Raw genomic sequence first — 23,701 nt, 5'->3', positions numbered from 1 at the left:
ACGGTTTGTCCCAAGGTACCGGGCAGCCCGCATGTCACGCAATCCCGCAGGCTCATCATTACGCAATTGTAATGATGATGGATTTCCTCTCTTCGCGAGAGAACCGCAACGTGGCGCGGGGAATAAAAGAAGAACGCAATTCTGGCCTTTCGATCCCGAATCACTACATTGAGCCGCATGAGCAACGGTTTCGACGACATTCCCTTCTTCGACGAAGAGCCCGCCCGTGCGCCCGGGCGGGGCGAACGCCGCGCCGCCGTGCCGGCCGATGGGCCGGCGGATGCACGCGATGGGCGTGCCAGACAGGATCAGGGCGCCGCCCCGGCACAGGGCCCGTCCGGCCTTGCAGCCCGCGCCATGGCGGCCCGCGACCGCGATCGCGCACCGGATTATCTCTCGGGCCTCAACCCCGAGCAGCGCCTCGCCGTGGAAACGCTGGATGGCCCGGTGCTCGTGCTGGCGGGTGCCGGCACCGGCAAGACGCGGGTGCTCACCACGCGCATCGCCCATATCATGGCGACCGGACGCGCCTATCCGAGCCAGATCCTCGCCGTCACCTTCACCAACAAGGCGGCGCGCGAGATGAAGGAGCGCATCGGCGTCCTCGTCGGCGGCGCGGTCGAGGGCATGCCGTGGCTCGGCACGTTCCACTCCATCGGCGTCAAGCTCTTGCGGCGCCATGCCGAACTTGCCGGTATCCGCTCCGACTTCACCATTCTCGACACGGACGACGTCACCCGCCTGATCAAGCAGATCCTGCAGGCCGAATCCATCGACGACAAGCGCTGGCCGGCAAAGCAGTTCGCCCAGCTGATCGACGGCTGGAAGAACAAGGGCCTGACGCCCGCCGACATTCCGGAAGGCGACGCGCGGGCATTCGGCAACGGCAAGGGCCGCGAACTCTACGCCGCCTATCAGGCACGCCTGCGCACGCTGAACGCCTGCGACTTCGGCGACCTGCTGCTTCACCCGATCGCCATCTTCCGCAAGCATCCCGACCTGCTGCGCGAATATCACGGCCGCTTCCGCTACATCCTGGTGGACGAATATCAGGACACCAATACCGCCCAGTATATGTGGCTGAGGCTCCTGGCTCAGCGACCGAGCCCCGCGAAGGGGGAGCCGCGCACGGCGGACAATACGGTTAATATCTGCTGCGTCGGCGATGACGATCAGTCGATCTATGGCTGGCGCGGCGCGGAGGTGGACAACATCCTGCGCTTCGACAAAGATTTTCCCGGCGCGACCGTCATCAAGCTGGAGCGGAACTACCGCTCGACCGCCCATATCCTCGCCACCGCCGGCCATCTGATCGCGCACAACGAGGGCCGCCTCGGCAAGACGCTCTTCACCGACCGCCACGATCCCGAGGATCAGAAGGTTCAGGTCCACGCGGCCTGGGATTCGGAAGAGGAGGCCCGCGCCGTCGGCGAAGAGATCGAGCAGCTGCAGCGCGACAAGCACCTGCTCAACAACATGGCGATCCTCGTGCGCGCCTCCTTCCAGATGCGCGAGTTCGAAGACCGCTTCGTCACGCTCGGCCTCAACTATCGCGTCATCGGTGGTCCGCGCTTTTACGAGCGCATGGAGATCCGCGATGCGATGGCCTATTTCCGGCTGGTCTGCCAGGATGCCGACGATCTCGCCTTCGAGCGCATCGTCAACACGCCGAAACGCGGCCTCGGCGACACCACCATCCGCCTGCTGCACGACTATGCCCGCGCCCGCGATATCCCGATGCTGGCGGCTGCCGCTGATATCATCGAGACCGACGAGGTGAAGGCCAAGGCCCGCAAGTCGCTGTTCGACGTCGTCACCATGGTGCGCCGCTGGCAGGGCCTGCTCGAAAACACGCCGCATACGGAGCTCGCCGAAATCATCCTCGAGGAATCCGGTTACACCGATATGTGGAAGGTCGACAAGACGGCGGAAGCACCGGGTCGGCTCGAAAACCTGAAGGAGCTGGTGCGCTCGATGGAGGCGTTCGAGAGCATGCGCGGCTTCCTCGAGCACGTATCGCTGGTCATGGATGCCGAGCAGAACGAGAACCTCGACGCCGTCAACATCATGACGCTGCACTCCGCCAAGGGGCTGGAGTTCGAAACGGTGTTTCTACCCGGCTGGGAGGAAGGCCTGTTTCCGCACCAGCGCTCGCTGGACGAAGGCGGCCGCTCCGGGCTCGAGGAAGAGCGCCGCCTCGCCTATGTCGGCCTGACCCGCGCCAAGCGCCGCTGCCACCTCTGGTTCGTCTCCAACCGCCGCATCCACGGCCTCTGGCAATCGACCATCCCCTCGCGCTTCATCGAGGAGCTTCCGGTCGATCACGTCGAGGTCGCCGAGATGGAGCAGTCCTATGGCGGCTACGGGCGCGGCGGCTACGGCCAGTCCCGCTTCGACAAGCAGGAGCCGTTCCAGAACACCTATGCGACGCCGGGCTGGAAGCGCGCGCAGGCCAACAAGACGGACGCGACACGCGACAACTGGGGCAACCGCTCCGGCGTCGCCATCGATCGCATCGGCTATGGCGAAAGCGGCCCCAAGGCCCGCACCATCGAGGGCGAACTGACCGTCCGTTCGACGGTCGAGACCCCATCGAAATTCGGCATCGGCGACCGCGTTTTCCACATCAAGTTCGGCAACGGCAACATCGCCGGCATCGAAGGCAACAAGCTCACCATCGATTTCGACCGTGCCGGCCAGAAACGCGTGCTGGACGGTTTCGTTGAGAAGGTTTGACGCCGTCTATCGCTTCACGGCCACCCAGATCACATGGCGCGCACCGCCCCGTTTGCCGTTGGCTCGCGTCGTCACCGCCTCGGCCTTGAAGCCGGCCTCTTTCAGCCGGCGCGTGAAGCGCGGATCAGGCCCGGAGGACCAGACGGCCAGCACGCCGCCCGGGCGAAGCGCCGATAGCGCGGCCCGCAGGCCCCCATGGTCGTAGAGACGGTCGTTGGAGGTACGGGTCAGCCCGTCCGGACCGTTGTCCACATCGAGCAGAATCGCGTCGTAGGCCGAACGCGCGGCCGCGATGCAGGCGCCGACATCGCCATCGTAGACCGTCACCCTGGGATCATCGAGACAACCCTTGAACACGCTCGCCATCGGCCCCCGCGCCCATCGCACGACGGCGGGCACCAGTTCGGCCACGACAACCTCGGCATCTGCCGGCAGGATTGCGAGCGCGGCCCGTAGCGTGAACCCCATGCCGAGCCCGCCGATAAGGAAGGCCGGACGCGAGCGATCGCCGATTGCGTCGCGAGCAAGAGTCGCGAGTGCCTCTTCCGAGCCGCTGAGCCGGCTGTTCATCAGCTCGTTGCTGCCGAGCATGATCGAAAACTCCTGGCCCCGGCTTTTCAGCCGCAACTGCCCGCCACCGCCGGGAATATCGGCCGTGTCAATCTCGATCCAAGGAAGCATCGCTTAAGCCCTGCAGAAACGCCTGCCTGACAGGCCGCGCCGTTGTTATTGTGAAGAAACAAGGCCCTCTCTTTACACCAACCTCACCCGTTGCGCGAGAAGAGCGAAGCGAGCGTCTTTGCAGGCTTGGAGAAGCCGCCCTTCATGCTCCTGACGATGACCATCTGGGTCACCTCGCCGCGCTTGAAGGCCTTGAGGAAGCGCGGATAGTCGGCAAAGGCGACGCAGCCATGGCTGTCGCCGCGGTTGCGCAGAAGGTAGCTGTGGGCCAGCAGACCGACGCGACCATGCGGCGCGACCCCGTCGATCGGCGTCAGGCGAACGGCTTCCACGCCATGAAACAGCGATTCCCGCATCGTCACCTTGTAGGTGCCGGGCGGTGTCGGGCCCTTCATCGGAATGTGCACGGCATCGGGATTGTCGCGCAGCTTGCCGATTCCGGAATGCGCCTCCAGCCTCTCGCCGTTCGGCATATGCACGACGCCGGCCGAGATATCGTAATAGGCCACGCCCTTGCGGCTGCCGAACAGCGGCTTGCGCGGCGCCATCGACGGCTCGTCGTCCTCCAGGTCGATCGGCGCGTTCGGCTTGGCATAGGCCAGCTGCATCGACGGCTTGCGCGGGCGCTCGGCCGCGGTCGGCGTCTCGTCCGCCTCGATGGCGATGCCGGGGCGCGCGAGCGGCAGCGGCCCGAGGTCCGGCAGATGATCCGTCGTCTCGTCGTCGCTGAGAACGAGGCTGAAGGGCTTGGGCAGCGATCCTGTCGGCCGGGCATCCGGCTCCAGCATCGCATTTTCGCGCAAGGGAACGACGACATCCGAGCGGGTGTCCAGCGACGCGACCTGAACCGGCGCGGCCGGCGTCGCCGGCTTGGGCGGCAGGGCGGCCAGAACGATGCGGTGAACGGTGCTGGCGGAGGCCATCTGCGGCTGCGTCCTGGCAGCGGCGACGGCCACGACCGGCGTCTTCACCAGACGCGAGAATTTCGCCACATGCACCGTCCGCTCGCCCACCGGGCCGCGGGGAATGGCGTTGAGCCCGAGCGACGTCTGGAAGGTCGGACGTCCGCCGGTCGCAAGATCGCCGGCGACGCCATGCATGGTGAGGATGGTGGCCATGAGCCAGCCGACGCCGGCCAGACCGACACCAGCGGCGAGGACGGCAGGAAAAAGACGTGAGCGTTGCGATCTGGCCGGGCCGGCACTCTGCGGCGATGGGGCGTTCTGGCGGAGGGGGTGCGTCTGCGAACGCGTGTCGACCTGTCGAACATTCTCAATCGCTAGCGCCATGGAACTCTTTACCCAAATTGGTTACGCAATCCGAAAACAGCACTACGCACTGTCGTCGAAGCCGGCCGTTTGGGTCGCCTGGCGCTGATGTTGCGCGCTCCCTAGAACACTGCGGCTAGGCGAAAGAATGGCGAAACATGGTAACCATTTCCTTTACGAGCATCCCGAAATCTGAGGATTGTCAAAAATGCACAAGCCGCAGGGCACACCCGCGGCTTCATGATGAACGAAAAAACGGAGCCATTTCGGCACTGCCGCGCAGCGCTGGCTGCCTCAGCTCCAGGGGTGACGCGGCGGATTGAGACCGTTCAGATAAAAATTGCCGACATGGAAGAACTTCCACCGCACCGGGTCGTGCAGCGTGTGCGCACGGGCGTTGCGCCAATGGCGGTCGAGGTCGTATTTTGCCAGCGTCGATCGCGTCCCCGACAGTTCGAAGAGCTTGTTCGTCGCGAGAATGGCGATCTCCGTCGTCAGAACTTTCGCCTCGGCGGTTTTCACTGTCGCGTCGGCAATCACCTCTTCCGTCGGGTTCACATATCCCGCATCGATCGCATCGCCGGCGATCGCCAGCAGGGCTTCGGCGGCGTGCAGCCTGATCTTGAGGTCGCCGATCGCGGCAATCGTGAAGGGATCTTCGCCTGCCGTTTCCTTGCCGCTGTCCACCCAGGGCCGACTATGCGTCTTGACGAAGGCGATCGTCTCGTTGATGGCACCGCGCGCAATCCCGGCGTCGATAGCCGCCTGAATGATCTGCGAGACGGGGCCGGCGATCGTCGGACGATCGAAGGCGGCAATCGGCAGCAGACGCTGCTTCGGAACGCGGACATTCTCGATCCTGACGGAACCCGAGGCCGTCGTTCGCTGACCGAAGCTCGACCAGTTGTTCGTGACCGTGATGCCGGGCGCCTCGCGGTCGGCGAAGACGAGGACTCCCTGGTCGTTCTCATCGACGGCCACGATGGGAATGATGTGCGACAGCAAGGCACCCGTCGTGTAGAATTTCTCGCCGTTGACGACCACATCGTCGCCGTCCCGGACGACCCGCGTCTCGAAAGCGGCGACGGTCTTGCTGTTCAGTTCGGAGAACGCGTTGCCGAAGCGCAGGCCGGACAGAACCCAGCCGAAGAACTCCGTCTTCTGCTCCTCCGTGCCGTCGAGATCGATATGACCTGTGATCGCGAGGTGATTTTGCGTGATCTGTGCGATGGACGGGTCGGCGGCAGCGAGAATGGCGATGACTTGCGCCAGCGTCCGGTAGGAAACACCGGCCCCACCATAGGCCTTGGGCACATTGATCGCCCAGAGGCCGCTTTGCGAATAGGCGTCGATCTCCGCGATCGGCAGCAAGCCCTCCCGGTCGCGCAGAGCGGCGCCGACCGCAAACTGCGCCGCGAGCCGGTGCGCGACAGCAAGAGCCTCTTCGTCGCTGGCAATAACATGCGCAGCCTGTGTCGGTCGCCCGCGCGGCGGGACAGGATCGCTGGAATTCACGCGCGGGTGCTGCGTGTAGTCGATAGACTGCGGTTCGATCACTCCCATAGGGCGCTCCTTGTTGAAACACCGACAGAGTGCGAATTAATCGACTTATTTGATAGAAAATATATATTAATATTGTCCGATGCGTGAGAAATCCCTACCTAACCGCCAATCTCCCGACGTGTCATCGCGAGAGGACATAAGCATGTCGTGGGACAGCATATTCATCACCGACGGCTTGTATTGCTCTCCCGCACGCTTATTTCGGCTGTGAACCCGACCCGGAGATCCGCCCATGTCCCTGCCCAAGATCCGCCTTGCCGCCGCTGCCGCCCTCATGAGCTTCGCCGCCCTTGCGGCACCAGCCACGGCGGAAACCGTGGGCGACGTTGGCGTGGATTGGACCGGTAACGATATCATCGTGGACGCCGTCAGCGACCCGAAGATCGAGGGCATCACCTGCCATGTGACCTATTTCGATCGCGGCGTCATCGATCGCCTGCGCAAGGGCAACTGGTTCGAGGACCCCTCCAACAACTCCATCGCCTGCCGCCAGACCGGCCCTGTCGTCATCGACGACATCGACCTGTCCAAGGGCGGCGAAGAGGTGTTTCGCTCGGGTCTCTCCCTGATCTGGAAATCGCTGCAGGTCACCCGCATCTACGATCGCAAGAACAACACGCTGATCTATCTCGCCCATTCCCGCCAGGTCGTCGAAGGGTCGGCGAAGATGTCGATCTCGACCGTTCCGCTCTTCAACCAGCAGGTGACGTGGAAGAAGGGCGCGCCGCAATAAGGCGCTGTCCCTTCAGCGAAATCCGGATCAGCTCCGCGTCTCGCTGAGAACCGTCGCCGAGGTAACGACGGCGATTCCCACCTGCGTCATCTCATCGATCGCGATACGGACACTGTCGGGATCGATCCCGCGACTGGCATCCTCGATAAAGCGGATATGCGCCTCCGGCAGCATGGCGCGGGCATCGAGGGCCGAAAACTTCACGCAGTAATCCGTCGCCAGCCCGCAAATGTCGAGCCGCGTCACGCCGCGTGCGAGAAGAAGGTCGGAGAGCCCCGTCAGTGCGGCCTGATCGTTGTCGCGAAAGGCGGAGTAGCTGTCGACGTTGCGATCGAGCCCCTTGCGCTGGATCGTGTCGATCCGGCTCTGGTCGAGATCGGGCCGGAGGGCCGCGTCCTCGGTACCCTCGACGCAGTGGTCCGGCCACAGCATCTGCGGCTGGCCGTTCAGCGTTCCCATGGTGAAGGGCGCGGCGCCCTCATGCTGCGAGGCGAAGCTTCCGTGATCGGCCGGATGCCAGTCCTGCGACGCGACGATGAGGTCGTAGCCGCCTTCTGCCATCAGCCGGTTGGCAACGGGCACGACGGCATCCCCACCGGGCACGGCAAGATGGCCGCCGGGGCAGAAGCCGTTCTGGATATCGACAAGCAAAAGGCATTTCATCGGCCGGGCGTCTCCCAAGGCATGATCTTGAGAGACGCAGCATAGACCGACGGTGCCTGCCGGGCTACCCCGGCACGCACCGCCAAAACGAGAGGCCATCGATCAGGCAGCCCGATCAGGCAGCCTGGGCCAGTTCGTCGGCGATGACGGTGTCGAGGTTGAGGAAGCAGACCATGGTCTTTTCCAGCGCCACGATGCCGCGGCAGAAGGCGCGCTGGGCTTCCGGGATGATCTCCGGTGCCGACTGCAGGTCCTCGCTGCGGATCGTCATCATGTCGGAAACCTGCTCGACCAGCAGGCCGACCAGCTTGCCGGCGATGTCCGTCACGATGATCGCCGAACGTTCCGATGGTTCCGTCATGTTCATGCCGAGACGGCAGGCCATGTCGATGACGGGAATGACGGCGCCGCGCAGGTTGATGAGGCCGAGCACATAAGGCGGCGTGTGCGGCATCGGCGTGACCGGCGCCCAGCCGCGGATTTCGCGGATCGCCATGATGTCGATGCAGAATTCCTGGTTGCCGAGGTGGAAGGAGACGATTTCCATCGAGCTTCCCGACTGCTTGGAGGTGATGTTCATGATCAGAATTCTTCCCATTGATCGTTGGAACTGGAGGCCGGCGGCGTTGCGAACGCGCCGGAAAGCTTGCCCATGAGCGCCTTGGCGGGCGATGGCGCCGGGCGCGCATTGGCGGCAGCCGGCTTGATGGTCGCGGGACGGATGGCGATGGGGCTCTTTGCGGAGACCGCGCTCTTCGCCGACGCCGCGGGGCGATGGCTCGATGACGACGCCATCGTCCGGGGCGAATGCGAGGGGCCCGATGCCGTGGCATAGGACGCCGCGGCGCCGCCGATGGCGAACTGGGCGATCAGGCTCGAAAGGCTCTCGGCGTCCTGCGCCAGCGTGTGGCTGGCCGCATTGGTCTGCTCGACCATGGCCGCATTCTGCTGCGTCATCTGGTCGAGCTGGCCGATGGCGACGTTGATCTCGGTCAGTCCGGTCGACTGCTCGCGGGCGGCGACCACGATCGTGCGCATATGCTCGTTGATCAGATCGACGTCCGTCCCGATGCGGCCGAGCGCCTCACCGGTTTCCTGCACGAGCCGTACACCGGTGCCGACCTCGGTCGACGACCGGTTGACGAGGCCCTTGATGTCCTTGGCCGCGCCGGCCGCGCGCTGCGCCAGTTCGCGGACTTCCTGGGCCACCACGGCAAAGCCCTTGCCGGCCTCCCCGGCCCGCGCGGCCTCGACGCCGGCGTTGAGCGCGAGAAGATTGGTCTGGAAGGCGATCTCATCGATGACGTTGATGATCTTGCCGATCTCGGCGGAGGCATCCTCGATGCGCGCCATGGCCGCGACGGCCTCGCCGACGATCCGGCCGGACTCCTCGGCATTGGCATGCGTGCGGCTGACCATCTGGCTCGCCTCTTCCGCCTTGTCGGTCGCGGTGCGGACGGTGACGGTGATCTGGTCGAGCGCGGCGGAGGTTTGCTCGAGGGAGGCCGCCTGCATTTCGGTGCGCTTGGCAAGATCGTCCGCGGCAGAGCGCATCTGGCGTCCGTTGGCCGTGATCGAGGCGCTGTTGTCGCGCATGCCGGAAAGCACCGTGCGCAGCTTCTCGACGGCCTGATTGAAATCGAGGCGCAGCGATTCGAGGTCGGCCCGGAACGGCGTATCGATGGCAACGGTCAACTGGCCGTCGGCAAGCTTGTTCAGCGCCTGGCCGAGCGCGCTGACGGCGAGCTGGACCTGGCGGGCATCTTCCGCGGCCGCGACGTCGCGCTGGCGGCGATCGGTGTCGTTGTGGCTGCGGCTGTCGGCGGCATCGCGTTCCAGCCGCTGCTTGTCGATGGCGTCGATGCGGAAGCGATCCACGCAACGCGCCATGTCGCCGATTTCGTCGCTGCGCTCCACCGAACCGACGGGCGTCGCGTAGTCGCCGCCATGAATGCGCTGCATGCTGTCGCGCACGCCGAGAATGCCGCGGCGCAGGATATTGCCCTGCACCGTCAGGAGGCCGAGAACCAATGCCATGGCACCGAGGCCGCAGACGAACTGCCAGATGAAGGCCGAGCGCGAAATCGCACCCGCCTCTTCGACACGCATCTGCGTCATCGCCATGCCCGCTTCCGCAAGGCTCGAAAAACGTTCCGTCAGCTGAGACCCGGCCGTATCGATCCGGTCGTCGATCGCATCGAACGCGGCCTGGTCGGCACCGGATTCGACAAGCGCCTTCAGGTCCGTCTGGATGGACTGGTTCAGCTGGACGATCATCTCGGCAACCCCAGCACCGAGCTCCGGCTTGCCGACAGCGACGGCAAGACCCGCAACGTCGCCGCTGGCGTTCCGAAGATCCGACACGGCGGCATCGATTTCCTTCATACGGTCCGGGGCGATGACCTTGTCGGCCTTGTCGACGATCGTATCCATGGCCGCGAGCACGAGGTCGAGGCTGGTGACCCGCAGCTCGATGGCGCGGTTCTCGACGGACTTCGCGATGCTCGCTTCCGCGAGAACGCGCTCAACCTGCCGTTGCTCGTACCATCCCGTCACGAGAATCGCGCTGATTCCGACGAAGGTGACGACCCCGAGCGTGGCAAGCCTCTGGCTGACGGTCAGGGATCTCTGGCGGGCTTCATGATGCATGATCGAGGTCCGGGATGGCGCGAATCGTGTCGCGCGCAGATGGGAGAGCAGCGGTCACAGATGGCGATGGCGGGAACGGCCGACCTCATGTCGACGCGCGGAAAGACCTGCACGGAAAAGAAGCATAAGCGCGATGCGTTAAAGATCCGGTAAAGATAACAAAGCTTCATCCGGCCTTCTGGCGAAGGGCAAAACCGTCTATAACAGCGGCATCATGGACCGCATCTCGCCCCGCAACGCCTCGCGCATCGCTCTCCTTGCAGCCGGCCTCCTGCTCCTGGGCTGGGCGGGCATGCTCGGCTGGTGGGCATATGGTCCGGACATGATCCTGGCGCTTGCCGCCGGCAGCCTGTCGCTCTGCTTCTGAAATCGATTCCGATCGACGGAATTATGCAGTAAGCCTTGGTCGTGACATCAAGCGCAGCGGCATGGACGTGAAACGGGCCTGACATGAAACTCCTTCGAATCGTGCTTTGGATCGCCGTTCTGGTCACCGCCTCGGCGCTCGGCTTCCTGACCTACAAGATGACGGAGACCAGGGAGGCGGATGCGGGCGGCCCCTTCGGCGTTCCCTTCAGGCTGGTGGCGCAGAATGGCGAGCCGATCACCGAGAAGGCCCTGACCGGCAAACCCTCGGCCGTCTTCTTCGGCTTCACCCATTGCCCGGAGGTCTGCCCGACGACGCTGTTCGAGATGAACGGATGGCTTGCCAAGGTCGATCCCGACAACACGAAGCTCAACGCCTTCTTCGTGACCGTCGATCCCGAACGCGATACGCCGGAGATCCTCGGGCAGTACGTCTCCAACGTCTCCGACCGTATCACGGGCATCTCCGGGCCTCCGGACAAGGTCATGGACATGGTCAAGGGCTTCCGGGTCTATGCCAAGAAGGTCCCGCTCGATGCGGCAAAGCCCGATGGCGACTATACGATGGATCACTCCGCCTCCGTCTTCCTGCTGGATGCGGAAGGCCGTTTCCGCGGCACCATCGCCTATGGCGAGAACACCGACACGGCGGTCCAGAAGCTCGAAAACCTGACGAAACGCTGAGCGGCCTTTCGCCGCGTGGGCAGAGCCTGTGGCAGCAACGGGCATTTTGGCCGTGCAATGCCGCGCGGTCGTGGTAAAGCGCTCATCCGAAGCTCAAGAGACCTGAAGGACCGACCGTGGCTGATTTGCGCCTCTATCTCACCACCACCGAAAAAGGTGCCGACAGCATTCTCGCTCTGATGACCGATGCCTTCGAGGACGAGGGCTATGCCATCGCCACGATGGAGATCGATGAGAAGCGCGACATATGGGAGGCCTCCGTCTATCTGGACTTTGCCGAAGAGGACGAACTGCGCGCGCGTTTCTCGCAGATCGTCGATGGCTGGAAGCCGGGCACCGACATCCTGCGCGAGGAAATCCCCGATATCGACTGGATCGCCAAATCGCTCGAGGGCCTGAGCCCCGTGGCCGCCGGCCGGTTCCTCGTCCACGGCTCCCATGACCGGGACAAGGTGCGTGCCGGGCAGATCGCCATTGAGATCGACGCCGGCGAAGCGTTCGGCACCGGCCACCACGGCACCACGGCCGGTTGCCTGGAGATGATCGAAAGCGTCGTACGGTCGCGAACCGTCACCAATGCGCTGGATCTGGGAACCGGCAGCGGCGTTCTCGCGATCGGCCTGCGCAAGATCAAGACCGTGCCGGTGCTGGCCACCGATATCGATCCGATCGCCACCCGCGTCGCCCGCGAAAACGTTCGCCGCAACGGCATCGCCAGCGGCATCGCGGCCGTCACCGCCACCGGCTTCCAGTCCCCGGCCTTTGCCGAACACGGTCCCTTCGACCTCATCATCGCCAACATTCTCGCCCGTCCGCTGATGCGCATGGCGCCGGATGTCCCCCGCCACCTCGTGCCCGGCGGTTCCGTCATTCTCTCGGGCATTCTCGCGGAACAGCGCTGGAAGGTTCTCTCGGCCTACAATGCCCAGAAGCTGCGCCACGTCCGCACGCTCTGGCGCAACGGCTGGGTCACCATTCATCTCGACAGCCGCGCCTGAGGGGCGGCTTACATCACCGGGCATGACGAAAAAAGCCGTCCGATGCGGAAGCATCGGACGGCTTTTTCAAGACGAAGGCGATGCCGAAGCATCGCCCGTGACCGGCAAGCCGGCCAATGTCCGCGAGCCAAAGGAGGAGGATCGCTCAAGCGGACCCTGCGTGATCCCAAAAACGGCGCCCGGAGGGAGGAGGAGAAGGCAACCGATCGAACGGATCACTCAGACGATTGCCTTGCGGCATCTGCGGTAACGGGGTGTTCGCGGCCCGTCCGTTGGCGGTGCTTCTAAAGCATTGTCCGATGGGAGCTAGGGTCTGACGCGAATAGGTGCCATGCGGAATCTGCATAAGTATGATGAATGCATCCGGGTGCTCTGGTCACCGCCTGCACCGATGGGACATCGGGACCGGATTTGCTATAAGGCGGAGGGTCCCATTTCAGCCGCATGCAGGAAGACATCATGTTCCAGTCCTTCGACGTCACCTCCACACCGCAGTTCGGTCGCGAACGGGCCGATGGTCTGCGGGCCTCCTTCGATGCGCTCGGCATCGACGGCGTCCTCGTGCCGCGGGCCGACGAATTTCAGGGAGAATACGTCCCGGCCTCCGCCGAGCGTCTGGCCTGGCTCACCGGCTTCACCGGCTCGGCCGGCATCGCCCTCGTCTTGCGCGAGAGGGCGGTCGTCTTCGTGGACGGGCGGTATGTCACGCAGCTGGCCGAACAGGTGGACGGAACGGTCTTTACCGGCGGCGACCTGATCGGCGAGCCGCCGCACCTGTGGATCGAGCGTCACGCACCGAAAGGCTTCCGCCTCGGCATCGACCCCTGGCTGCACACGGGGGCGGACGTCCGCAAGCTGGAAACCGCCTTGGCGAAGATCGGCGGTGCCCTCGTCCACCTCGACCACAACCCCCTCGACCGCCTCTGGACCGGACGTCCGGACGCGCCGCTGGGCCGCGTCGTCATCCAGAAGATCGAACAGGCCGGCATTCTTGCAACGGAGAAGATCGCCGACATGGCCGAGATGGTGGTGAAAGCCGGCGCCGCCGCTGTCATCCTCACCGACCCCTCTTCCGTCGCCTGGACGTTCAACCTGCGCGGCAACGACGTGCCCCACACGCCGCATCCTCTCGCCCGCGCGATCATTCACGCCGATGGCAAGGCGGAAATCTTCCTCGACGCCCGCAAGACCGGTATCGAGGAAAAAGCCTATCTGACCCAGATGGCCGAGATCGCCGCGCTGGACAGCTTTGGTGCCCGCGTTTCGGCACTCGCCGCGTCCGGCCTCAGCCTCATGCTGGACCCGGATCACGCCGCCTTCGCGCTCGCGGACCGGATCCGCAAGGACGGCGGCACCGTGATCGAGGCACCCGATCCGGCGCGGCTTCCGCGGGCATGCAAGAACCCGGTCGAACGTGAGGGCTCCGCCCGCGCCCATCTGCAGGATGGCGCGGCCATGGTCGAGTTTCTCGCCTGGCTCGACCGAACGACGCCCGGCACCATTACCGAAATTTCCGCCACGGAAAAGCTGGAGGCCGTACGGATTGCCTGCGGCGAGCGCCTGCAGAACCCGCTGAAGGACGTCTCCTTCGACACGATCGCCGGTGCGGGTGCGCACGCGGCGATCATGCACTACCGCGTGACGACGGAAAGCGATCAGCCGCTCGAAGCGGGAACCATGTTCCTGGTCGATTCCGGCGGGCAATACGTCAACGGCACCACCGACATCACCCGCACGGTCGCCATCGGCGACGTGCCGGCGGAGCAGAAGCGCTTCTTCACGCTGGTGCTGAAAGGCATGATCGCGATCAGCACCGCCCGCTTCCCCAAGGGCACGCGCGGGGTGGAACTCGACCCCCTCGCCCGCATCGCCCTCTGGAAGGCCGGCGCCGATTACGGTCACGGCACCGGGCATGGTGTGGGTTCCTACCTCTCCGTCCATGAAGGGCCGCAGCGCATCTCGCGCGCCGGCATGCAGGAGCTTCTGCCCGGCATGATCCTCTCCAACGAGCCCGGCTACTACCGTCCCGGCGCCTTCGGCATCCGGATCGAGAACCTGCTGCATGTGCTGGAGGCCGCGTCCGTCGAGGGCGGCGACCAGACGATGCTCGGCTTCGAAACGCTGACCTTCTGCCCCATCGACCGCCGGCTGATCCTCCCCGAGCTTCTGACGGAGGAGGAACGCGCCTGGGTGGATGCCTATCATGCCGAAACGCGCGAGAAGCTGACGCCGCTCGTGGACGGCGCGGAGGTGAAGGCATGGCTGGAGGCCGCGACGGCCGCGCTCTAGAGATGCAGAGAAGGGCCGACGGGCGACAGGCTCGTCGGCCCGATCAGAACAATCCGGTGTACCGCAGCACCATCACCACGGCCCAGCCGGCAAACAGCATGGGCAGTGCCGAAAACCGCAGGCCGACGAGGAAGGCGGCGAAGATGGCGATCGTGACGTCCGCTCCGCCGTAAAAGAGCGCCGGTGCGACCAGCGTCGAGAGAACCGCTGCGGGCACGGCGTTCAGTGCGGCCTCCATGCGCGGGGGAATGCGCTCCATCCGCGCCATCATGATCGCCCCGCCAATGCGCGTCAGATAGGTGGCGATGGCTGCGAGAAGGATGATGCCGATCAGACGCAGGTCCTGCGGCAGAAAATGGTCGAAGCTCATCGCGCCGTCTCCCCGGATGTCACGGGCAGGCAGGCGGCCAGCACGACGCCGGCAAGCGCCCCGATACTGACATGCCACGGCGAGCCGACGAGATGCATGGCGATCACGGAGACGACCGAGCTGAGAGCGACCACCGGCAGCCAGTTGTCACGGCTGCGGAAGCCGAGCACCAGCGCCATGAAGTAGATCGGTAGCATGACATCGAGCCCGATCGCCTTGGGATCGCCGATCAGCCCGCCGAACACGGCCCCGAGAAAGGTCGCGACCAGCCAGGGCAGGTAGATCGCCAGGCCGAGCCCCATATACCAGACGAAGGTCACCGGCTCCCCGCGCTCGCCCCGCTTTTCCGTTTCCGCATATTGCGGATCGGTCAGCAGGAACAGCGCGGCCGCCTTCTGGAGAAGGGAGAAATGCGCGATGTGGCGCGCCATGGAAGCCGAATAGAGCACGTGGCGGAAGTTCACGGCAAAGACCGAGAGCACGATCAGCCACGGCTGGACGGCGTGCCCGAAGAGATCGAGCCCCACCATCTGGCTGGCCCCCGCAAAGACCGTCGCGCTCATGACCATCGCATCGACGATGCTGAACCCGTTGTCGATCGCCAGCGCGCCGAAGAGGGCGCCGAAAGGCGACGCGGAAAGGACGATGGGAACGCCACGGCGCGCGCCGTCCCAGAAATCACGAGATGCCATATTGAAGATCCAAGGACGGTGCCGGGCCTGCGGCGTGAGGCCCCGGCTTTAGCCACGGACGCCGCCAGCGGCAAATGAATTCCGCTGATGGCCCGATCAAGCCGCGTCATGCATGAAGAGGGTGGCGTACCGCCCTCAGCTCTTCACCGTGAACGTGTGCTCCGGCCCCGGGAAACTGCGCGCCTTCACCTCGGCCGCATAGGCTTCGGCGGCCGCCGAAATCTGCGGCGCAAGCTCGGCGAAATGCTTGACGAAGCGCGGCTTAAAGTCGTTGAAGAGGCCGAGCATGTCGTCCGAGACGAGGATCTGCCCGTCGCAGGCGGGAGATGCGCCGATGCCGATGGTCGGCGCCCGCAACGAGGCCGTGATCTCGCGCGCGAGCGGCTCCACGGTCCCCTCGACCACGATCGCGAAGGCGCCGGCATCGTCGATCGCCTTGGCATCCCGGCGGATCTTGGCCGCCTCGCGCTCGGTTCGTCCGAGCGAGCGATACCCGCCCGTCGTGTTCACCAGCTGCGGCATCAGCCCGACATGGCCGAGCACCGGAATGCCCCGGCTCGACAGGAAATCGACCGTCTCGGCCATCTCCGCCCCGCCCTCGAGCTTGATGGCGCTGCATCCCGTCTCTTTCAGGATGCGCGCCGCATTGCGAAACGCCTGCTCGCGGCTTTCCTGATAGGAGCCGAACGGCATGTCCACGACGACGCAAGACACCGACGTTCCCCGCATGACGGCCTGGCCATGCGCGATCATCATCTCCAGCGTGACGCCGAGCGTCGAGTCCATGCCGTAGAGCACCATGCCGAGCGAATCGCCGACCAGCAGAAAATCGACATGCGGATCGAGCAGCCGGGCGATCGGCGTCGTATAGGCCGTGAGGCTGACGATCGGCCGCTCGCCCTTCAGCGCCTGGATGGCGGAGGGCGTCAGGCGGCGACGGGTGATGGCGGAACCAGGCTGAACGCTCATGGCAAACGGCTTTCGCAAGAAGAGGACGGGGGATAGACGCGATTGTCGAGAAGCCGCGTGGCGCCGAACCGGACGAAGAGAAGAACCAGAACGGCCCGGTCCCGGACCGTATCGAGGGGCGCCAGCGTCTCGGGATCGCGAACGGCGACGACTTCGGGCACGGCGAGCGGCGCGCGGCGGATGAAGTCCGCGATCGCCTGCTCCAGCTCCGTCGCAGAGGCGACACCGGAAGCCAGCAGCCGCGCCGCTTCGTCCAGCGCCTGCGGCACGATCACCGCCGCGCGGCGCTCGACCGGCGACAGATAGACATTGCGCGAGGAGAAGGCGAGGCCATCGGCCTCGCGCACCGTGGGCACGGCCACCACCTCGACTGGCTGCGCAAGATCCTCCACCATCCGGCGGATGATCTGCACCTGCTGGAAATCCTTCTCGCCGAAATAGGCACGGTCCGGCTGGACGAGATTGAAAAGCTTCGTCACCACGGTCGCCACACCCGCGAAATGGCCGGGACGCACCGCCCCCTCAAGCTCGGCGCCGAGCGCGGGAAGATCAACCACCGTTTCCATCGCTCGCGGATACATATCGGACACACCGGGCGCAAACAGAATATCGACGCCGCCCCCCAGCAGCATCGCCTGGTCACGCGCGAGATCGCGCGGATAGCGCGACAGATCCTCGCCGGCGCCGAATTGCAGCGGATTGACGAAAATGCTGGCGACGACGACGTCGTTGCTTTCGCGCGCCCGCCGCACGAGCTCCATATGCCCGTCGTGAAGATAGCCCATGGTCGGCACGAGACCGACGGAGCGCCCTGCCCGCCGATGTTCACCCAGCAACTGGCGCAGACTCGCGATTGTCGAAACTGTCTCCATCCCGGATCTCCCCTCCGTTATGCGGCATCCGGTATCGTGTGCGGTGCAGAAAGACAATTCAAAGACGACGCGCGTGCAAAATAAACCGCTCATACACGGACGTCGATCGACGGCATCAGCCGCTGATCAATGCCAGCCACGCGTCCTCGTCCATGGTCTGGACGCCGAGTTCGCGCGCCTTGTCGAGCTTGGAGCCCGCACCCGGACCGGCAACGAGGATATCCGTCTTCTTGGACACGGAGCCGGACACCTTGGCCCCCAGGCTTTCCGCCTGGGCCTTGGCCTCGTCGCGCGTGAATTTTTCGAGAGAGCCGGTGAAGACCACCGTCTTGCCCGCGACCGGGCTGCCCTCGCCCGATGGCGCTTCCGCGTCGAGCGGCGTCACCTGACCCAGGAGACGATCGACCACCGCCACGTTGCGGTCTTCCTTGTAGAACTCCACGATCGCGCGCGCGACGACGTCGCCGATCCCGTCGATCCGGTTCAGGTCGTCCCAGGCCTCCGCCCCCGGCTCGCCCGCCGCCCGCATCGCCTTGTCGAAGTCCTCGTAGCTTCCATAGGACCGCGCCAGCAGCTTTGCCGTGGTCTCACCGACATGGCGAATGCCGAGCGCATAGATGAAACGCGCAAGCGCCACCTGACGCCGCTCGTTGATCGCCTCGTAGAGCTTGCGGACGCTGACCTTGCCGAAGCCGTCGATGTTTTCGAGCTTGGCAAGGGAGCCCTGCTGGCGCTCCTCCAGCGTGAAGATGTCGGGTGCGGTGCGGATCGACAGGGTCGGATCGTCGGAGGCAAAGAAGAAATCGATCTGCTTTGCGCCAAAGCCTTCGATATCGAAGGCATTGCGCGAGACGAAATGCTTCAGATGCTCCACCGCCTGCGCCCGGCAGACGAAGCCGCCGGTGCAGCGCGTCACCGAATCGACCTTGCCGGTCTTCTCGTTGACTTCGCGCACCGCATGGCTGCCGCAGACCGGGCAGGTCTTCGGGAAAACGTAAGGGGCGCTGCCCTCCGCCCGCTTCTCCTCAACGATATCGACGATTTGCGGAATGACGTCGCCGGCACGCTGGACGATGACCGTATCGCCGATGCGGATGTCGCGCCCCTCGCGCAGCGGCTGGCCGGCATTGCCGAGACCCTTGATATAATCCTCATTGTGCAGCGTCGCATTGGTCACGACGACCCCGCCGACGGTGACGGGCACCAGACGCGCCACCGGCGTCAACGCTCCGGTTCGCCCGACCTGGATGTCGATGGCCGTGAGCACCGTAAAGGCCTGCTCGGCCGGGAACTTGTGCGCGGTCGCCCAGCGCGGCGAGCGCGAGCGGAAGCCGAGCCGGCCCTGGAGCACGAGATCATCGACTTTGTAGACGACACCGTCGATATCGTAGTCGAGCTCCGGGCGCGTGAGGCCGATCGCGCGGTAGTGGTCGAGAATGGCGGCGACCGACGTCAGCCGCTGTGTCAGCGGATTGACCGGGAAACCCCAGACCTTCAGCGCCTCGACCATGCCGGACTGGGTATCCGCCGGCATCGCCGACATCTGCCCCCAGGAATAGGCGAAGAAGCGCAGCTTGCGGGTCGCGGTGATGGCGGGGTCGAGCTGGCGAAGAGAGCCCGCCGCCGTGTTGCGCGGATTGACGTAGGTCTGGCGCCCCTCCTCTTCCATCTGCGCGTTCAGCTTGAGGAAGTCGCTCTTGGCCATGTAGACCTCGCCGCGCACCTCCACCACGTCCGGCGCGCCGTCGGGCAGCGTCTGCGGTATTTCCGCAATGGTGCGGATGTTGGCGGTGACGTTCTCCCCCGTCGTACCGTCGCCCCGCGTGGCGGCCGAGACGAGTTTGCGGTTCTCGTAGCGCAGCGACATCGACAGGCCGTCGATCTTCGGCTCGGCCGTAAACGCGATGGAATCATCCGGCAGGCGGCCGAGGAAGCGGTAGACGCTGGCGATGAAATCGCTGACGTCCTCGTCGGAAAACACGTTGTCGAGCGACAGCATGGGCCGGGCATGCGTGACCTGCTGAAAGAGACCGGAGGGAGCAGCGCCCACCTTGCCGGACGGACTATCCGGCCGCACGAGATCGGGAAACCGCGCCTCGATCTCGCCATTGCGCCGCTTCAGCGCATCATAGTCGGCGTCCGAAATCTCAGGCGTGTCCTTGCCATGATAGAGCGCATCGTGGCGGGCAAGCTCGGAAGCCAGGAACGCCAGCTCTTCCACGGCATCGGCTTCGCTCAGCGCATCCACGGGCTTGATGTCGGTCATGGCGGTCACTCCTGCTATCGGGAGTGTTGTAGCGAAAATCGCTCTTTTGAGAAGGGGACGATGCTCGCCATCCCACGCTCATCCCGCGCCGATGTCCTTGCGAGAATACGGAAAAAACGCATGGAAACGCGGCCGCAATTCTCAGCCGCCGCCCGCCAGCAACTTCGCCGCCGCCGCCCGCGCTTCCTCGGTGATCGAGGCGCCGGCCAGCATGCGGGCGATCTCTTCGGTGCGGTCCTTGTCGTTCATGCGTGCCACGCGCGTCGCGATCATCTCGGCGGATTTCTCGGACGGGCCCTTGGAGATCAGCAGATGGGTCGCAGCCCGCGCCGCGACCTGCGGCGCGTGGGTGACGGAAAGCACCTGCACCGTCTTCGACAGCCGCTTCAGCCGCTGCCCGATCGCATCGGCAACGGCGCCGCCCACCCCGGTATCGATCTCGTCGAAGACGAGCGTCGGTGCGGAGCCGCGATCGGCCAGCGCCACCTTGAGCGCCAGCAGGAAGCGCGAAAGCTCGCCGCCCGACGCGACCTTCATGATCGGCCCCGGCCGCGTGCCCGGATTGGTCTGCACATGGAACTCGACCACATCAATACCTTCGGCCGTCAGCTGCGTCGGGTCGCTCGCGACCTCCGCCATGAAGCGGGCCCGCTCCAGCTTCAGCGCCGGAAGCTCCGCCATCACGGCCTCTGACAGGGCGCTCGCCGTATTGTGCCGCTTGGAGGAAAGAGCCGCCGCCGCCGCATCGAAATCCGCCCGCGCGATCGCGACCTGCGCCTCGAACTGCTTCAGCTTCTCTTCGCCCGCATCGAGATCGGCCACGCTGTTGATCATCCGAACGGCGAGCGCCGGAAGCTCTGTCACGGGAACCGAATATTTGCGGGCGGCAGCGCGCAGCGCAAACAGCCGCTCCTCCACCCGCTCCAGTTCCTTCGGATCGTATTCCGTGCGCCGAAGCGCCGCCTCCACCGCCATCTGCGCGTCGGACAGCTGGTTCAGCGCCGCATCGAGCAGGTTGACCGTTTCCTCCAGCAGGCCCGGCGCCTCGTGACTCTTGCGCTCTAAGCGCCGCACCAGCGAGGCGATCTGCGGCACGGGAGAGGCGTTGCCGTTCAGAAAATCGCTGGCCTCGCTGATATCGGAAGCGATGCGCTCGGATTTCATCATCGTCGCCCGCCGCTCGGCAAGCTCGTCCTCCTCGCCATCGAGCGGCGACAGGGCCTCGAGCTCCTCCACGGCAGCGCGCAGATAATCGGCTTCGCGGGCGGCGGCGTCCACCTTCTCGCGGTGGCGCTTCAGGCCCCGCTCGGCATCGCGCCAGATCCGGAAAAGATCGGCAACCGTTTCCGCATCGGCCGTCAGGCCGCCGAAAGCATCCAGAAGCAGCCGGTGGGCGTGGGTATCGACCAGCGCACGATCGTCATGCTGCCCGTGGATCTCCACGAGCAACTGCCCCGCCTGGCGCAGAAGCTGGACGGACACCGGCTGGTCGTTGACATAGGCCTTGGTGCGCCCATCGGAGGTCTGTACGCGGCGGAAGATCAGGTCGCCATCATCGTCGATGCCGTTTTCGCGCACCAGAACGCGGGCCGGATGATCCGGTGCGACATCGAAGACGGCGGTCACCTGCCCCTTGGTGCCGCCATGGCGCACGAGCGAACCGTCGCCGCGCCCACCCAGCGCCAGAGACAGGCTGTCGAGTAGGATCGACTTGCCGGCTCCGGTTTCGCCGGTCAGCACGGACAGGCCGGCATCGAAGGACAGGTCGAGCCGTTCGATCAGGACGATATCGCGGATCGAGAGCTGGGAAAGCATCCGGTCTTCTGTTCTTTCGGATCAGACGCCGAGGATCTTCTTGCCGGCCCGGGAAATCCAGGACCCGCCATTCTCGCGCGGCTCGAGGCCGTTGGACTGCAGCAGCTTGTAGCTGTCGGCATACCACTGGCTGTCAGGATAGTTGTGACCGAGAACGGCCGCAGCCGTCTGCGCCTCGCTGGTGATGCCCATGGCGAAGTAGCTCTCGACCAGTCGGGCCAGCGCTTCCTCGACCTGGTTCGTGCCGGAATACTGCTCGACCACGGTGCGGAAACGCGTCACGGCGGCGAGATATTCCTTACGCTCCAGATAGTAGCGCCCGACCTGCATTTCCTTGCCGGCCAGCTGGTCCTTGGCAAAGCGGATCTTCGCCTGCGCGTCCTCGACATATTCCGATTTCGGATATTTATCGACGACAGCCTGCATGGCCTCGATGGTCTTGAAGGCAGGCTTCTGGTCCTGCGTCACCGTTGGGATCTGCTTGGAATAGGCAAGACCCAGAATGTACTGGGCGTAAGCCGCATCTTCCGATTCGGGATAGAGATTGAGATAGCGCGTCGCCGCGTTGATCGCGTCCTGCGTCTGGCCCTGGCGGTAGTTGACGAAGGCCTTCATCACCAGCGCCTTGCGGGCATATTCGGAAAACGGCTGCTGCTTGTCGATCGCGTCGAACTTGCGCGCGGCTTCCGTCGTCTTGCCGGCATTCAGGTTGGCGAGACCCTGATTGTAGAGAACCTCGGGCGGATCGGTCTCGGCCGTCAGCTTGGTGATGTCGATGTCGGGGTCGTTCTGGCAGGCGGTCACGACGACGCTGGTTGTCGCCGCTACAAGCGCGACCATCGCCACGCGCGTGATCGTCTTCCATTCGAAGCCGTCTGCAAAAACCATCAGAACATCCCAACTCGAGTGGCAGCTGCCCCGCCGCCGACCATGCGGTTCTAGATCATACTAGAACAAGTCCGCAACGTCATGGTGACCGATTAACGCAATTTTGTGGCATCGCGTCCATGAAAAAGCCGGTCATATGACCGGCTTTAAGGCAATTCTTATGGATATTGTGCGTCAGGCCGACAGTTCGGACGCGCCTGCGACCTGCTTCTCGCGTGCAACCCGCGTGCGCGGCATCGCCGTTTCCACAATCTCGTAGGCCGTGGGATCGCTGAACAAAGCCTGCAAGGCATTGGCGTTCATCTTGTGGCCGCCACGATAGGACCGGTAGCAGCCGATAAACGGCAGGCCGGCAAGCGCGAGATCGCCGACGGCGTCCAGCGTCTTGTGGCGGACGAACTCGTCCTTGGCGTAACGCAGGCCCTCGACATTGATGACCGTATGGTCGTCGGCAATGACGACCGAATTTTCGAGCGAGGAGCCGAGACCACGCCCGGCCGCCCACATCCGCTCGACATCGCGCATGAAGCCGAAGGTGCGGGCGCGCGACAGTTCGTTCTTGAAGGTCGCGGCCGTCATGTCGCCCTGCCAGGACTGGCGGCCGATCAGCGGCGTGTCGAAGTCGATCTCGACCTCGAAGCGCATGCCGCCGTCATAGGGCACGAACTCCGACCACGAGGCACCGTTCTCGATGCGCACCGGCTTCAGGATGCGGATGTAGCGGCGCTTGACGGCGAGCGCCTTGATGCCCGTCTGCTCGATGGCCTCGATGAAGGGTGCGGAGCTGCCGTCCATGATCGGCATTTCCGCGCCGTGAACCTCGACCAGCAGATTGTCGATGCCGACGGCGTAGATCGCCGCCATCACATGCTCGATCGTGGCGATCCAGGTGGCCGGCGACGTGCCGAGAATGGTGCAGAGATCCGTATTGCCGACGTTGGACGACACGGCGCGATATTCGCCGAGGACCCGCTCGCCTTCGATGCGCTGGAAGACGATGCCGGTATTGGCTTCAGCCGGATGGAAGGTGATCGAAACGTCGGCGCCCGAATGCACGCCCGTCCCGCTCAGGGTTGCCTGATCGGCGATCGTCGTCTGAAACCCCAGCAGTCCAATTCCCAGTCCCATACTCTTCACTTTCACAATTCTGGCGGCGAACCGCCTTATTCCGTGTCTGCAAGATACGTCTTTGAGCCTCA

At 64.7% G+C, this 23,701-nt stretch carries 20 protein-coding genes; 6 read left to right on the top strand and 14 right to left on the bottom strand.

All coding sequences use genetic code 11. From position 1 onward, the window contains the following. The first annotated feature begins 177 nt into the window (after window positions 1-177). Window positions 178-2,736, top strand: a complete 2,559-nt coding sequence (locus LRX75_RS17300; protein ID WP_231815928.1) for an ATP-dependent helicase — start codon at window positions 178-180, stop codon at window positions 2,734-2,736. A 6-nt stretch (window positions 2,737-2,742) separates the two neighbouring features. On the opposite strand, the gene LRX75_RS17295 is transcribed toward LRX75_RS17300, so the two are convergent. From LRX75_RS17295 to LRX75_RS17285, 3 genes are all read right to left on the bottom strand, one after another. After that, window positions 2,743-3,417 carry a spermidine synthase family protein gene (locus LRX75_RS17295; protein ID WP_231815927.1) on the bottom strand — a complete coding sequence of 225 codons (675 nt, stop codon included), beginning with the start codon at window positions 3,415-3,417 and terminating at the stop codon, window positions 2,743-2,745. An 83-nt stretch (window positions 3,418-3,500) separates the two neighbouring features. Further along, complete coding sequence (locus LRX75_RS17290) at window positions 3,501-4,535, bottom strand: DUF2778 domain-containing protein (protein ID WP_231815926.1); 1,035 nt, start codon at window positions 4,533-4,535, stop codon at window positions 3,501-3,503. Window positions 4,536-4,979: 444 nt separating this feature from the next. Then, window positions 4,980-6,248, bottom strand: coding sequence for an SfnB family sulfur acquisition oxidoreductase (locus LRX75_RS17285; RefSeq protein ID WP_231815925.1), 1,269 nt, complete (start codon window positions 6,246-6,248; stop codon window positions 4,980-4,982). A gap of 232 nt (window positions 6,249-6,480) precedes the next feature. Here LRX75_RS17285 and LRX75_RS17280 point away from each other — a divergent pair, with 232 nt between their 5' ends. After that, window positions 6,481-6,981 carry a CreA family protein gene (locus tag LRX75_RS17280; RefSeq protein ID WP_231815924.1) on the top strand — a complete coding sequence of 167 codons (501 nt, stop codon included), beginning with the start codon at window positions 6,481-6,483 and terminating at the stop codon, window positions 6,979-6,981. A gap of 27 nt (window positions 6,982-7,008) precedes the next feature. Here LRX75_RS17280 and pncA read toward each other — a convergent pair whose 3' ends face one another. The 3 genes from pncA to LRX75_RS17265 all read right to left on the bottom strand — a co-directional run bounded on the left by pncA (window position 7,009) and on the right by LRX75_RS17265 (window position 10,293). Further along, complete coding sequence (gene pncA, locus LRX75_RS17275; RefSeq protein WP_231815923.1) at window positions 7,009-7,644, bottom strand: bifunctional nicotinamidase/pyrazinamidase; 636 nt, start codon at window positions 7,642-7,644, stop codon at window positions 7,009-7,011. Window positions 7,645-7,759: 115 nt separating this feature from the next. Beyond that, window positions 7,760-8,224, bottom strand: coding sequence for a chemotaxis protein CheW (locus LRX75_RS17270; protein WP_092934375.1), 465 nt, complete (start codon window positions 8,222-8,224; stop codon window positions 7,760-7,762). A gap of 2 nt (window positions 8,225-8,226) precedes the next feature. Then, window positions 8,227-10,293 (bottom strand): methyl-accepting chemotaxis protein, encoded by a 2,067-nt coding sequence (locus LRX75_RS17265; protein ID WP_231815922.1) that lies wholly within the window; start codon window positions 10,291-10,293, stop codon window positions 8,227-8,229. 214 nt (window positions 10,294-10,507) lie between these two features. Between LRX75_RS17265 and LRX75_RS17260 the strand changes: the two genes are divergently transcribed. From LRX75_RS17260 to LRX75_RS17245, 4 genes are all read left to right on the top strand, one after another. Beyond that, window positions 10,508-10,660 (top strand): hypothetical protein, encoded by a 153-nt coding sequence (locus LRX75_RS17260; protein WP_162742857.1) that lies wholly within the window; start codon window positions 10,508-10,510, stop codon window positions 10,658-10,660. An 83-nt stretch (window positions 10,661-10,743) separates the two neighbouring features. Continuing rightward, window positions 10,744-11,343: an SCO family protein gene (locus LRX75_RS17255; RefSeq protein ID WP_231815921.1), complete on the top strand. Its 600-nt coding sequence runs from the start codon at window positions 10,744-10,746 to the stop codon at window positions 11,341-11,343. Window positions 11,344-11,459: 116 nt separating this feature from the next. Beyond that, window positions 11,460-12,341, top strand: coding sequence for a 50S ribosomal protein L11 methyltransferase (locus LRX75_RS17250; RefSeq protein WP_231815920.1), 882 nt, complete (start codon window positions 11,460-11,462; stop codon window positions 12,339-12,341). 459 nt (window positions 12,342-12,800) lie between these two features. Beyond that, on the top strand, window positions 12,801-14,630 hold the full coding sequence (locus tag LRX75_RS17245) for an aminopeptidase P family protein (protein ID WP_231815919.1): 1,830 nt from the start codon (window positions 12,801-12,803) through the stop codon (window positions 14,628-14,630). Window positions 14,631-14,673: 43 nt separating this feature from the next. On the opposite strand, the gene LRX75_RS17240 is transcribed toward LRX75_RS17245, so the two are convergent. The 8 genes from LRX75_RS17240 to lpxC all read right to left on the bottom strand — a co-directional run bounded on the left by LRX75_RS17240 (window position 14,674) and on the right by lpxC (window position 23,624). Further along, window positions 14,674-15,000 carry an AzlD family protein gene (locus LRX75_RS17240; protein WP_231815918.1) on the bottom strand — a complete coding sequence of 109 codons (327 nt, stop codon included), beginning with the start codon at window positions 14,998-15,000 and terminating at the stop codon, window positions 14,674-14,676. After that, window positions 14,997-15,692 carry an AzlC family ABC transporter permease gene (locus LRX75_RS17235; protein WP_231815917.1) on the bottom strand — a complete coding sequence of 232 codons (696 nt, stop codon included), beginning with the start codon at window positions 15,690-15,692 and terminating at the stop codon, window positions 14,997-14,999. Before LRX75_RS17235 ends, LRX75_RS17240 begins: the two co-directional genes overlap by 4 nt. A gap of 135 nt (window positions 15,693-15,827) precedes the next feature. Next, on the bottom strand, window positions 15,828-16,661 hold the full coding sequence (gene panB / locus LRX75_RS17230; RefSeq protein WP_231815916.1) for a 3-methyl-2-oxobutanoate hydroxymethyltransferase: 834 nt from the start codon (window positions 16,659-16,661) through the stop codon (window positions 15,828-15,830). After that, on the bottom strand, window positions 16,658-17,533 hold the full coding sequence (panC, locus tag LRX75_RS17225; RefSeq protein ID WP_231815915.1) for a pantoate--beta-alanine ligase: 876 nt from the start codon (window positions 17,531-17,533) through the stop codon (window positions 16,658-16,660). Before panC ends, panB begins: the two co-directional genes overlap by 4 nt. Before the next feature lie 115 nt (window positions 17,534-17,648). Continuing rightward, a complete protein-coding gene (gene ligA / locus LRX75_RS17220) occupies window positions 17,649-19,799 on the bottom strand; it encodes an NAD-dependent DNA ligase LigA (RefSeq protein WP_231815914.1) in 2,151 nt (716 codons plus the stop codon). A 141-nt stretch (window positions 19,800-19,940) separates the two neighbouring features. Next, window positions 19,941-21,614: a DNA repair protein RecN gene (gene recN, locus LRX75_RS17215; protein ID WP_113148979.1), complete on the bottom strand. Its 1,674-nt coding sequence runs from the start codon at window positions 21,612-21,614 to the stop codon at window positions 19,941-19,943. A gap of 21 nt (window positions 21,615-21,635) precedes the next feature. Beyond that, the gene (locus tag LRX75_RS17210) at window positions 21,636-22,454 is read right to left on the bottom strand and encodes an outer membrane protein assembly factor BamD (RefSeq protein WP_231816008.1); all 819 of its coding nucleotides are present in this window, start codon (window positions 22,452-22,454) and stop codon (window positions 21,636-21,638) included. A 222-nt stretch (window positions 22,455-22,676) separates the two neighbouring features. Then, window positions 22,677-23,624 carry a UDP-3-O-acyl-N-acetylglucosamine deacetylase gene (gene lpxC, locus LRX75_RS17205; RefSeq protein WP_231816007.1) on the bottom strand — a complete coding sequence of 316 codons (948 nt, stop codon included), beginning with the start codon at window positions 23,622-23,624 and terminating at the stop codon, window positions 22,677-22,679. Window positions 23,625-23,701: the final 77 nt, after the last annotated feature.

Source organism: Rhizobium quercicola (genome assembly GCF_021168455.1).
GTDB classification, from domain to species: domain Bacteria; phylum Pseudomonadota; class Alphaproteobacteria; order Rhizobiales; family Rhizobiaceae; genus Ferranicluibacter; species Ferranicluibacter quercicola.
Note: the sequence above shows the minus strand (reverse complement) of the source record. Positions and strands in the feature narration are given on the sequence as shown.